At 69.2% G+C, this 10,855-nt stretch carries 14 protein-coding genes and 1 pseudogene; 4 read left to right on the top strand and 11 right to left on the bottom strand.

What is annotated here, in order from left to right; translation table 11 throughout:
* Positions 1–55: 55 nt before the first annotated feature.
* Together AB0N76_RS10010 and AB0N76_RS10005 are read right to left on the bottom strand one after the other, a co-directional pair.
* On the bottom strand, positions 56–367 hold the full coding sequence (locus AB0N76_RS10010) for a hypothetical protein (protein ID WP_363555130.1): 312 nt from the start codon (positions 365–367) through the stop codon (positions 56–58).
* A gap of 30 nt (positions 368–397) precedes the next feature.
* The gene (locus AB0N76_RS10005; RefSeq protein WP_363555128.1) at positions 398–1,072 is read right to left on the bottom strand and encodes a hypothetical protein; all 675 of its coding nucleotides are present in this window, start codon (positions 1,070–1,072) and stop codon (positions 398–400) included.
* A 235-nt stretch (positions 1,073–1,307) separates the two neighbouring features.
* Between AB0N76_RS10005 and AB0N76_RS10000 the strand changes: the two genes are divergently transcribed.
* Together AB0N76_RS10000 and AB0N76_RS09995 are read left to right on the top strand one after the other, a co-directional pair.
* Positions 1,308–2,105: a GNAT family N-acetyltransferase gene (locus AB0N76_RS10000; RefSeq protein ID WP_363555126.1), complete on the top strand. Its 798-nt coding sequence runs from the start codon at positions 1,308–1,310 to the stop codon at positions 2,103–2,105.
* A gap of 223 nt (positions 2,106–2,328) precedes the next feature.
* Complete coding sequence (locus AB0N76_RS09995; RefSeq protein WP_363555124.1) at positions 2,329–2,880, top strand: hypothetical protein; 552 nt, start codon at positions 2,329–2,331, stop codon at positions 2,878–2,880.
* Between the two features lie 280 nt (positions 2,881–3,160).
* On the opposite strand, the gene AB0N76_RS09990 is transcribed toward AB0N76_RS09995, so the two are convergent.
* The gene (locus tag AB0N76_RS09990) at positions 3,161–3,541 is read right to left on the bottom strand and encodes a hypothetical protein (protein ID WP_363555122.1); all 381 of its coding nucleotides are present in this window, start codon (positions 3,539–3,541) and stop codon (positions 3,161–3,163) included.
* Positions 3,542–3,922: 381 nt separating this feature from the next.
* On the opposite strand from AB0N76_RS09990, the gene AB0N76_RS09985 reads away from it, so the two are divergent.
* The gene (locus AB0N76_RS09985) at positions 3,923–4,297 is read left to right on the top strand and encodes a hypothetical protein (protein ID WP_363555120.1); all 375 of its coding nucleotides are present in this window, start codon (positions 3,923–3,925) and stop codon (positions 4,295–4,297) included.
* Between the two features lie 5 nt (positions 4,298–4,302).
* On the opposite strand, the pseudogene AB0N76_RS09980 reads toward AB0N76_RS09985, so the two are convergent.
* The 5 genes and pseudogenes from AB0N76_RS09980 to AB0N76_RS09960 all read right to left on the bottom strand — a co-directional run.
* Positions 4,303–4,688 (bottom strand): annotated as a pseudogene (locus tag AB0N76_RS09980) (IS5/IS1182 family transposase); the annotation flags it as partial.
* A gap of 155 nt (positions 4,689–4,843) precedes the next feature.
* On the bottom strand, positions 4,844–5,722 hold the full coding sequence (locus AB0N76_RS09975; protein ID WP_363555118.1) for a virginiamycin B lyase: 879 nt from the start codon (positions 5,720–5,722) through the stop codon (positions 4,844–4,846).
* 123 nt (positions 5,723–5,845) lie between these two features.
* Complete coding sequence (locus AB0N76_RS09970; protein ID WP_363555116.1) at positions 5,846–6,121, bottom strand: DUF397 domain-containing protein; 276 nt, start codon at positions 6,119–6,121, stop codon at positions 5,846–5,848.
* Between the two features lie 63 nt (positions 6,122–6,184).
* Entirely contained in the window at positions 6,185–6,394 is a 210-nt protein-coding gene (locus AB0N76_RS09965; protein WP_363555114.1) for a DUF397 domain-containing protein, read from the bottom strand.
* Complete coding sequence (locus AB0N76_RS09960; RefSeq protein WP_363555112.1) at positions 6,381–7,223, bottom strand: helix-turn-helix transcriptional regulator; 843 nt, start codon at positions 7,221–7,223, stop codon at positions 6,381–6,383. Before AB0N76_RS09960 ends, AB0N76_RS09965 begins: the two co-directional genes overlap by 14 nt.
* 123 nt (positions 7,224–7,346) lie before the next feature.
* On the opposite strand from AB0N76_RS09960, the gene AB0N76_RS09955 reads away from it, so the two are divergent.
* Positions 7,347–7,601: a hypothetical protein gene (locus AB0N76_RS09955; protein WP_363555110.1), complete on the top strand. Its 255-nt coding sequence runs from the start codon at positions 7,347–7,349 to the stop codon at positions 7,599–7,601.
* Between the two features lie 408 nt (positions 7,602–8,009).
* Here AB0N76_RS09955 and AB0N76_RS09950 read toward each other — a convergent pair whose 3' ends face one another.
* From AB0N76_RS09950 to AB0N76_RS09940, 3 genes are all read right to left on the bottom strand, one after another.
* Positions 8,010–8,486 (bottom strand): hypothetical protein, encoded by a 477-nt coding sequence (locus AB0N76_RS09950; RefSeq protein WP_363555108.1) that lies wholly within the window; start codon positions 8,484–8,486, stop codon positions 8,010–8,012.
* A gap of 263 nt (positions 8,487–8,749) precedes the next feature.
* On the bottom strand, positions 8,750–9,424 hold the full coding sequence (locus AB0N76_RS09945; protein ID WP_363555106.1) for a hypothetical protein: 675 nt from the start codon (positions 9,422–9,424) through the stop codon (positions 8,750–8,752).
* A gap of 209 nt (positions 9,425–9,633) precedes the next feature.
* Positions 9,634–10,737, bottom strand: a complete 1,104-nt coding sequence (locus AB0N76_RS09940; RefSeq protein ID WP_363555104.1) for an AI-2E family transporter — start codon at positions 10,735–10,737, stop codon at positions 9,634–9,636.
* Positions 10,738–10,855: the final 118 nt, after the last annotated feature.

Here is a 10,855-nt window from a genome sequence, read left to right as displayed (position 1 = left end):
GGGAAGTCGGCCGGTCCGACTTCCCACTCCGCAGGCCCGGTTCAGATGGCGACCGTCAACCGCGGTCAGGGTGCTCGGGACCGAGTTCGGCGTCCAACCGGTCCGGCCAGTCCTCGTGCGCCAACTCCACCGCCACCAGGACGTCGCGCCAGTCCGTCATCGCGAGCCGGATGGCTCGTCTGAGCCAGTGGATGCTTCCTTCGGCGAGGAGAACGATCGCCGTTTGCAGGCGCTCGCTTCCGAACATCCCCTCGTCATAGCCGGCGGTACCGGGGAGGTCGTCGATTATCCGCACGACCCCCGGCTCGGAACCGCGTTCGGGGAAGTCCCGCCGGATGCGTGCCTGGAGCCGCGTACTGACGGGCACGGGTTCCCCCAGACCTTCCGGGAACGGGCCTCAGCCGCGAAGGATCGCGGGGAAGGCTGCCGCCGTGTCGACGTAGTACTTGCGGACCAGCGGGCCGAATCCGTCCGCCGAGTCGCCGAGGATCATCGCCTTGATGGCCCGGGTGCCCTTCTCGGCGTTGAACGCCGACACCTTCGCGACGGTGCTGCCGACGGCGAAGGGGATCCACGTGTTCCGGGACTCCGTCGTGGCGCTGACGTCCGGGTCGAGCCCCAGGAAGAACTTGCGTCCGCCCTGCTCCTGCCCCGTGGCCAGGAGCAGGATCACGTGGAACCCGGTGCCCTTGTCGTTGTTGAACGTGCTCCTGGCTCCGCCCACGTGCCCGGTCGGACCCTTGACCAGCACCGCGCGGTCACTCTGCAGGATGGTGCTGATCCCTCTCCACTTCTCCGCGATGTCCACCGCCGCCGACAGGTCCGCGGCGTCGAACAGGCCCCCTGCGCCGGGGCTCAATCTTGCGCCAAGGTCCCTGGCGCGGGGGTCGCAGTCCTTGTCCAGGGTTCCGTTGGTGAAGGTGGAATCGGTCGGCAGCTGCAGCCAGACCTTGAGGCGGTCGAGGATGCTCGGCGCCACGGTGCTGTCGATCGCCTGCGAGATCCGATCCCGCAGGGTCGCGATGGTCGGGGTGGTCACGTCGTCGGCTTGAACGTACGCCTGCTCGATCATGGAGGCTCCCCTCAGTCAACTCCCTTGCCCCCACTATGGCGTAAGGAACCGGCCACCGGTGGCGCAATCAGGAAAGGACCAAGCCCGCACGCACCTGGTGCGGTGACCGCAGAGGTTGGCCGGACCCACCGCGTCACGCACCTCCACGGCTGCCACCCCCTCGGCGACGACACCCTCTGCGGGAACAGGGCAAAACCCAATGGCGAGGCCGCCCACCTCATGCTGGAGTGGGCGGATGGATCACGATGAAGTGCTCGCCCTGTTCGACCGCCAGATGAGGCGCGACGCGCGGCCCGACGGTGCCGGAGCCCGCGTCGAGCGTGACGGCGACGTCGTGCGGCAGGTCGGCGAGGATCACGACTGGAACGGCGTCCTCTGGTCGGACCTCGACGATGCCACGGCGGATGCGGCGATCGCGGCGCAGGTGCGCTACTTCGGCGCGCTGGGGCGCGAGTTCGAGTGGAAGGCATACGCCCACGACCGGCCCGGCGATCTCGGGAGGCGGCTGCGGTCGGCCGGGTTCACAGCCGAGCCCGAGGAAGCGGTGATGATCGCCCGGATCCAGGATCTGGCGGCCGACATCGCGCTGCCCGAGGGCGTCCGCCTGCTCTCGGTGACCGATCCCGCGGGAGTGGATCTCGTGGTGGACGTCCACGAGCAGGCCTTCGGCACCAGCGGCGCCGGTCTGCGGCAGCGGCTGCTCGCCCGACTGACCCAGGACTCGGAAACGGTCAGCATGGTCGTTGCGATGGCAGGCGACCTGCCCGTCTGCTCGGCGCGGATGGAACTGAACCCGGGCACGGAGTTCGCGGGCCTTTGGGGCGGCGGCACCGTGACCGCCTGGCGAGGCCGGGGTATCTACCGGGCCTTGGTCGCCCATCGCGCCCGGATCGCCGCCGGCCTCGGCTACCGCTACCTTCAGGTCGACGCAACCGACCAGAGCCGCCCCATTCTGCGACGACTCGGGTTCACCATCCTGAGTACCACGACTCCCTACGTCTACCCGGCCCAGCGCAACGACCGCGATGCGTAGCGCGGCAATGCCGCCATCGGGCACACCCGGTGAACCTCCTCGGTCACAGCACTGGAAGCCGCGCGGCGACACGCCACTCGGTGCGTCGGGCGGAGGAGGAGCGGTTCCCCCGCTGGGGGGAGCTGGTCCCTCCCTGCGGCGGAGGCCAGGACCGTAAGTGAGCTGGGAGCTTGGAGGCAGTCGGGGAACAGCCCGACTCCCTTCCCCCCACCGAGGATTGACCATGCGAAAGCTCACCAGCGCCATCGCGCTCACCACCGCGGCCGCGGCCCTTGCGGCCGGGACGGCCGGCACCGCCGCCGCCGCGCCGGCCGCCCCCGTACCGGCCCAGCACCTCTCGCTGCACGGCTGGACCCTGCTCAACGAGTACGGCCCGGGCCCCAACCCGGGTGAGCGGCTCACCGCGCAGGTCAGCGCCCGTACGGTCGACGGCCACGCCCGGGGGCACGTCGTGGTGCAGCACGTGTTCGAGAAGGCCGGCACCACCCGGGCCGAGTTCGACGTCGACTGCCTGACCGTCGACGGGAACGGCGCCATCACCGTGACCGGGCCCATCTCGCAGATCGTGATCACACCGTTCGGGGGCGAGCCGTACCTCTTCGCGGAGGGCCGGCACCCCGAGGCCGGTCTCACCTTCTACCCGACCGACGAGCAGCACCAGCGTCGGGTCGGCTGGGCCTGGACCAACTCCGACACGCACTCCGAGGTCGTCAAATGCGGCGCGGTTCCGGCCGGCTTCTGGGTCATCGACGGCGGGACCTTCCTCCGCCGCTAGGAGCGTTCCTCTGCGACCGGCGACCCACCTGTGCCTCGTGATCTTCCGGCCGTGCGTCTGCTGATCGAGCGCAAGTGCGCCGACGACGACGCGTTCCGGGGCCTGGCCGCCGACCAGGCCCCGGACTTCCGCTCGATCGCCCGGTTCCGCCGCCCACCCGCACCACGTGGACGCATCCCGAAGGACTGCAGCCGGCGCAAGGCCATCGTCGACCCCGTCCTCGGCCGGATCACGACCTGCCGGAACGACCGCCGACTCCTCCGCTCACGGAGCGCGAAGGCTAGTAGTGGCAGTACGGGAGACGGGCCATGGCCGCGCCGCCGTCCACGAAGGGGGCGTAGGTCCACCCGAAGATGTGCTGCGACCAGCCGGCGTCGTTGTGGTATTCGGCGACCGTGTGGTACCAGATGCTCCCGTAGCCCAGGTCTTGCCCCCAGCTGAAGCAGTCCGCGTCGAGACCATCGTGCTGCCACGGCACCAGATCCGCGGCGACCTTGTGATTGTTGTCGATGTCGTAGTAGTACCCGTACACGCCCACACCGTGACCGGTGCTCAGCCGGATGCCCACATCCGCGCTCGCGGGAGTGGCGGTCAGCATCGTGCCTGAGGCGATGGCACTGATCAACGCCGTGGCTGCGACCAGCTTCTTACCTATGCGCATAACGCTTTCCCTCGCAGAAGTTGCGGCCGTGAACGCTTCAGCGGTGATCGCCGCACGGCCTGACAAAGTGATCCATCACGCTGTTCGGTCATCCCGGCGACGGCCGGAGGGCACCCGGTTCCGCTGCCCCGGCCCGTGCCGCTGCGCATATCCTCGACCGCCCGGCCACGCCGCCACCATGGCGGCGACCCGGCGTTGTCTTGGCGTTCTCGAACGGTGCCGATCCGGCGCCGGCAGGAGCCGAGGCGACGGACGTGGCGGGGATCCTGCACAGGAAGTCGGATCCGCCGACTTCCTGTGCGGCGCATGGAACAATCCTCTTCGGGCACGGGCTCAGGGGGATGACGCCGTATGGAACGGGTTGGGGATGCACGGGAGCTCGTGCTTGGCTACGTCGACGCCCTGAAGGCGGTTGAAGAGGCCATGAGGGCGGTGATCACCCCGCTTGAGCGACTCTCAGATGTCCTCGGACTGGTCCGTTCGCGCCGGATCATCAGTCGGAGTGGGCGCGTCGGCACCTACTCCTACCTGGTCCATGGGGCAGGGTGCCGCTTCGTCAGCGACAACGGCACCGAGCTCGACGTCGACTTCGCAGCCGACGGGAGCGAGATCTTCGACCTCTGGCGGCTCCGCTGCCATGGGCTGAGCCTGCCGGAACCTCTTGACGTCACGGATCAGGACCTGCTGACCGCGGTGCGGTCCCTGCAATCGGTTGTGACCGAGGTGCGACCGGGATGGTTCAGTGTCGCCAATTGATACCTTCACGCCGGGGTTCGCAGGCGGCGCAGGCATCTGAGGCTGCAGGCCGGTTCGAGCAGGCCCTGGTGAAGATCGGCGCCGTCGCTCGTAGCGGGTGCGGAGCCGTTTGAACTGGTGCGGCCACGCGAAGGCGCGCTCGACGGCGATCTGCGCGCCGTGCGCAGTCCGGAGCCATGGGCGACGCCGCGTCGCGCGATCAACGACTTGATGCCCGCTTCCACGGCAGACGGCGGTCCTTGTCGAAGTCGCAGCCCCAGTCGGCATACCGGCGCCGGGCCTTGCGACGTGGACGCCCCCGCAAACCCCGGAGCGGCGGGACGGCGTCGAGCAGCGGCAATGGTCGGGTGACGTCGGGCCGGTCACCGCCGGTGAGGGTGACGGTGAGCGGGGTTTCGTGGCGGTCGACAATCACGTACTCGCCCGGGATGGCGATGGCGCCTCCCAGGAGCGAACGGCGAAGGCGGGGCCAGCCATGTGTGCCTCGCCGAGCTGATCGCTCGGCGAGGCTCATGAGGGGAGGGCAACGAACCGGGCGTGCGGGCCCTACCCGCCGAGGCGGGCGATCTCGCCGAGCTCCAAGGCCGCGTACACCGTGCCGTCGGGGGCGACGGCGATGCCATGGGGCTCGGCGGCCTCGACCGGGAGCGGGTGGGCGGTGTAGGTGCCGTCGGGGGCGAGGGAGCCGATCCGGCCGGCGGCCCACTCGGTGAACCAGAGGCGGCCGTCGGGGGCGGCGGCGATGGCGTGCGGACGGGCGGCCCGGTCGGGCAGGGGGTACTCGGTGATTTTGCCGTCGCCGGTGATCCGGCCCACCTGGCCGGCGCCGATCTCGACGAACCAGAGCGCGCCGTCGGTGCCCGCGGTGAGTCCGACCGGCGCGGCGGCCTCGGTCGGGAGGGGGTGGACGGTGATCTCGCCGTCCGTGGTGATCCGGCCGATGGCGTTGGCCTGGTTGAGGGCGAACCAGAGCGCGCCGTCGGGCCCGGTGGTGATCATCGACGGGAAGGCGCCGGTGGTGGGGAGGGGGTACTCGGTGACGTTGCCGTCGGTGGTGATCCGGCCGATCCGGTCGGCGTTGAGCTCGGTGAACCAGAGGGCGCCGTCCGGCCCGGCGGCGATGCCGTAGGGGCCGCAGTTCGCGGTCGGGATTGGGAAGTCGGAGAGTTCGCCGTCGGTGCTGATCCGACCGATCCGGTGGTCGCGCATCCGCGTGAACCAGAGGGCACCGTCAGGCCCGGTGGTGATCAGAGAGGGGCCGGCGGAGGGGGCGTCCAGCCCGCAGCGGGTGACGGTGCCGTCGGCCGCGAGCCGCCCGATCTCCCCGGCGTGCACCAGGGTGAACCAGACCGCCCCATCCGGCCCGACGGTCAGTCCATACGGCCCCGCCGCAGCGTCGGACACCACGAATCGCTCAACCGTCATCAGTCGCCCCGCTCTTGTCCTTTGACACTCCTACGACGAACTCTCCCCCACGCAGCACAGGTCCAGCAACCACATATCCCCGCTGAGCAGCAGCTCAGCGGGGACATGGAGAGCAGGCGAGGATCAGACGCCGCCGAACTCGCCTGCCTGGACAGCGGAGATGAAGGCACTCCAGGCACTGGCCGGGAAGACAAGAGCGGGCCCGGAGGGGTCCTTGGAGTCACGGACGGGGACGATGCCCACGTGGCCATCGGAGACCTCGACGCATCCACCCTGGCCATTGCTGTAGGTGCTCTTGCGCCAGGGGGCGGCGCACAGGTCGAACGAGACCTCCAGGCACTCACCACCTTGACCGGAGTACGAACTCTTCTGCCACCGGACCACAGTTGCTCCTCGCATTGGAAGCGGATCGGCATCCCACCCAAGCCAGCCAGGATGGGATCCCATCAGGAAGGTCGACGGTCAGATCGTGCCGAACTCGCCCGCCTGGACGGCAGCGACGAAGGCGCTCCAGGCACCGGCCGGGAAGACCAGCGCGGGCCCGGACGGATCCTTGGAGTCGCGGACGGGGACAACAACCTGGAAGTCAGGGGCAACCTCCACGCAGTCACCGCCTTGGCCGCTGTACGTACTCTTGCGCCACTGAACGTCGGCGAGGTCAACGTGCTGCATGGCTCTCAAATTCCTTCCGTACTGCTCTGATCAGCTCAAGCGAGCTAGCTCGCGGCAGCGCTTCGACTTGCAGCCGATCGTAGTCCCTGGCCCAGGAGGACAGTATCTCGGCGTCGCGCTCCAAGTAGCCCGTCTTGTGGCTCTCCGTGTAGCCCAGCGTCTTGCCAGTTGGCATGGTCAGCAGGGTCACCGTGTGGGCGAACGGTCGGTCCTCTCCCAACTCAAGCGGCGCCACTTGGAGAGTCACGTTCGGCTGCTGAGCCAGCGTCTCCAAGTGCTGGAGCTGCCTTGCCATCACCGCCGATCCGCCAATGGGCCGACGGAGGTTCCACTCGTCGACCACCGTCTGAATGAAGGGCGGAGGCGTTCGCTGCAAGCGCGCTTGGCGGTCCAGAAGAAACTTCACCCGGGCTTCCGCCTGCTGCCCGGTAGTTGCGCCTCGTCTGACAGCTGCCAACTCATAGGCTTTCGCGTACTCCTCCGTCTGAAGCAGTCCCGAGATCAGACCCAGATGGAAGAGGCGGATGGTGGCTGCCCTGGACTCCTGCTCGGCATACTCCGGCAAGCCCTCTTTGAGCACGACATGTTCGAGCTGGTCGAGCATCAGTTCAATGGTTCCACCGGTCTCAAGCACCCGATCCGCCTCCTGGGCAAGGCGTCGACTCGGCGATTCCACCCCTCGTTCAATTCGCGAGATGTATGACGCCGAAAATCTGATGAGTTCGCCCAGCTGGGACTGTGTCAGCCCCTTCGACGAGCGCGATCTGCGGAGTTGAACGCCGAGGGGCGCACTCGGAGATGACGCTGGATCAAGTTCACGCCGATTCACGACACTCCCAACTGAACCTAGCGATATTCGCCAGTTCCCCGGCTTCCGATCGTAGCTCCTCAAGCTCCACCATGGACACGGGTCGTAGCGACCCCGACGCACAGCGCAACCAGTGGAGCCCCCATGTCCAAGCGCCCCCGCATGCCCATCTACACCCCGGCCGTCGGCGAGGTCGTGCGCGACCTCGGCCACCGCAGCCCCTCCGGGCAGCCCACCGAAGCGGTCTACATGGACACCCTCGCCGGGCTCGCCTACCTCCGCCACGAAGCCGGCGGCTGCGAGTGGACCACCAAGCCCGAGCACGTCCAGGCCCTCCCCAAGCCCCGCTTCATCCCCGTCCAGAAGCCCAGCCGGCCCCGCGCCGGCGACGCCGCGTGAACCGTCCGCTCTCCCTCGTCATCACAGCCCTCGTCGTCCCCACACTCAGCGCACTCGCGGCTGCCCTCGTCTGCTGGCCGATCCACGACGGGCCGCTCGGGCCCCAACTCCTCATCTTCGGCCTCATCCTGGCGGCCGGCATCTCCGCCGGACTCCCGGCCTGCTTCACCTGGCTCTCGCCGCCATCACCCACCACCCCAACTCCCGACCAAGGAGCCCACCTTGCCGAACGAGACCCCCGCCAACCCGCCGCGCCGCCGACTCGGTCACCAGGCGCTCATCCTCAACCGTGACGGCGCCTTCCCGCTCGGCACCAGAAGCTGAGGAATCGGAACGAGAACCGGCGCCCAGAACACGCCAGCCGATCACAAGCCGGGCGGCCCCCTGCGGGCCGCCCGGCGGTGAGGTTCAGCAGATGATGACCAGGCCGGTGAGAGCGGTGCAGGAGACCGTGGCGGAGTTGTTGGCACTGTTGGGGTCGGGGTCGGTCCCGGTGATGGTCGCGGTGGCCGTGAGCTTCCCGCTGGCGAAGGGGCTGAACTTCGCGGTCACGGTGAGGGGAAAGCCCTCACCCTCGGGCATGCCGGAGAGGTCGCAGGACACAGTCTTGGCGGTGTTGTCGTAGACGCAGTCGGAGTGGTCGAAGGTCGCGCTGATGGCCTGGGTCGGCAGCTGCACGACAGCGGTCACGGTGCCTGCCGCGCGGTTGGGTCCGGCGTTGCCGAAGAGGGACCGGTAGGTGACGGTCTCGGGGGCGCCGGTCGCGGTGATCGCGGCGGACAGGTCGGCGGGGCCGGCGGCGTGCGCGGGCGTCGCGAGGGCGACCAGCCCGGTGGTGAGCAGGACCGCGATCGGGCCGGCGGCGCGGAGGTGAAGTCGGTTCACAGGGTTCTCCTTGTCCTTCGACGGCATGACCCCGGGGTCGGGCGACCGGGGCGCTCGTCAGCCGGCCCGGCGCCCGTGCCGTCGGCGTGAGGTGGGGTCGAAGGCACTGTAAAGCGCGGAGACGGCGCCATCGCGGCTCTGACGCGAACGCGACGCGCTGGTGTCCTGATCTCGAAGACGTCGCCGGGTGAACGCCGGAGGCCCGGCGCAGGAAGTCGGCCCTACCGACTTCTCACTCCGGGCCTCACCGAAAGTGCGACTCGTCAGGCCCTGCGGATCTCGTAGGCCCAACCGGTCCCGGCGCAGCTGCTGGTGTTGAGCGAGCGCGAGATGATCCAGCCGTCCGGGACGGGCGAGTACGAGCACACGACGATCGAGCCCTGGCCGGCCTGGACGATCGTGTAGGCGACGCCGGTGCCGAGGCAGTTGGTGCTGCTGTACCCGCGCGTCACGACCCAGCCGGCCGGGATCGGCGACATGGAGCACACCCCGTCGACGTAGTTCTTGCCGGCGACGTTCATGAGCGCGTAGGCGACGCCGGTTCCGACGCAGTCGATGCTGCTGAACGAGCGGGTGACCACCCACCCGGCCGGGATCGGGGAGAGCGAGCACGCGCCGATCTCGGTCTTGCCCGCGACGCTGGCGATGCCGTAGTAGACACCGCTGCCGGCGCAGCTCGCGGTGTTGAACGACCTGGTGACGACCCACCCGTCCGGGAGCGGCGAGAAGGAGCACGCCAGGAGGCTGGTCTGCCCGGCCGTGTTGGCGATGGTGTACTGCACGCCGCTGCCGGGACAGAAGGCGTTCTGCGAGCTGGTGATGACCCACCCCGCCGGGACGGGGGTGATCGAGCATATGGTCCTGCTCTCGGTGACCCGCTGCGGGGCCGCCTGCGCCTGCGTGCTCGCGGCGGTCATCATGCCCAGCATTACGAGCACGACCGCCGCCAGCTGCGCGACGTGGTTCCGTAAGGTCTTCACTTCAAGGGCCTCAGATCTTCTCTACGTGCAACGACACATGGATCCAGCAAGATGAACCGATGGTGTTACCGGTGGTTCGTCTCGACTGAGATGTTGTCAGATTCACGTCTTAGGCACCAGAGGCACACAGATCACACACACCAAGAGCACAAGCGAAGGCCCTGACGTCAGCCGTCCTCGCCGCCCCGCTCACTCCGCCCCGGGACGCCCCGCAGGACCGAGACCACACCGAGCCCCGCCGCACACACCGGCACCGCGAGCAGCGCGCCGAGGATCCCGGCGATTCCTGACCCCGCCACCACGGCGACCATGATCGTGGCCGGGTGGAGTTCGACGGTGCGGCTCTGGATCAGCGGCTGGAGGATGTTGCCCTCGATCGCCTGGACCGCGAGGACGACGCCGAGCGCCCAGACCGCCGTGCCGAGCCCGCCGTCGGCGAGGGCGACGAGCACCGCGACGGCACCCGACAGGAACGCGCCGACGAACGGGATGTAGGCGCCCATGAACACCAGCGCCCCGAGCCCCGGCGCACCCGGGACCCCGAGCACCAGCAAGCCGACGGTGATGAACAGGGCGTCGATGAGCGCGATCAGGGTGGTGCCGCGCATGAAGCCGGCCATCGCGTCGAAGGCCCGCTCCGCGCAGGCGACGACGGTCTCGGCGCTGCGGGCGGGCAGGTAAGAGCGGACGGCGTCGCCGGTGCGGTGGCCGTCGCGGAGGAAGAAGAACACCAGGGCGAGGGCCAGCACCCCGCCGGTGATGATCTGGGTGGCGAGGCCGAGGCCGGAGAGCACGCCGTTGGTGACCGTGGAGATCAGCGAGTTGGTCTCGCCCTGGGCGTTGTCGAGCGCGTGCCGGATCTTCTCGCCGAACGGGCCGAGCCATTCGGCGAGCCGGTCGCCGGCCTGCTGGAGTGCGGCGGCGATCTGCGGGGCGCTGTGCACCAGGGAGTTGACCAGCAGGGCGATCACCCCGCCGACGGCGGTGACCAGGACGGCGCAGGTCAGCCCGGCGGCGACGGAGCGGCTGACGCCGCGTCGAACCATCCACGGCATCACGGGGTAGAGCAGCGAGGTGCCGAGCAGCGCGAGGATGACCGGGACGGTGGCCGCGCGCAGCTCGACGAGGGCGAAGACGACGAGGGAGGCGACGGTGATGAGCAGGATCACCGCCGCCGACCACGCGGCTGCCGCCCGGACCGCGGGCGGCAGCATCAGGTAGGGGCGGCGGTGGTCCGCCTGCCTCCTTGCGGGCGGAGTCTCCCCGGGCATCCGTTCCTCCGTCCGGTCGATCGGCTCGGTCTGTCGATTTGCCCCATCTCAACAGATCATCCGATCGAATGCGCGTTATGTCCCCTGCGTGGCGCACCCGGACGGGACCGGGCGCGCC

It is taken from the genome of Kitasatospora sp. NPDC093806 (assembly GCF_040683335.1).
Classification (GTDB): Bacteria; Actinomycetota; Actinomycetes; order Streptomycetales; family Streptomycetaceae; genus Kitasatospora.
Note: the sequence above shows the minus strand (reverse complement) of the source record. Positions and strands in the feature narration are given on the sequence as shown.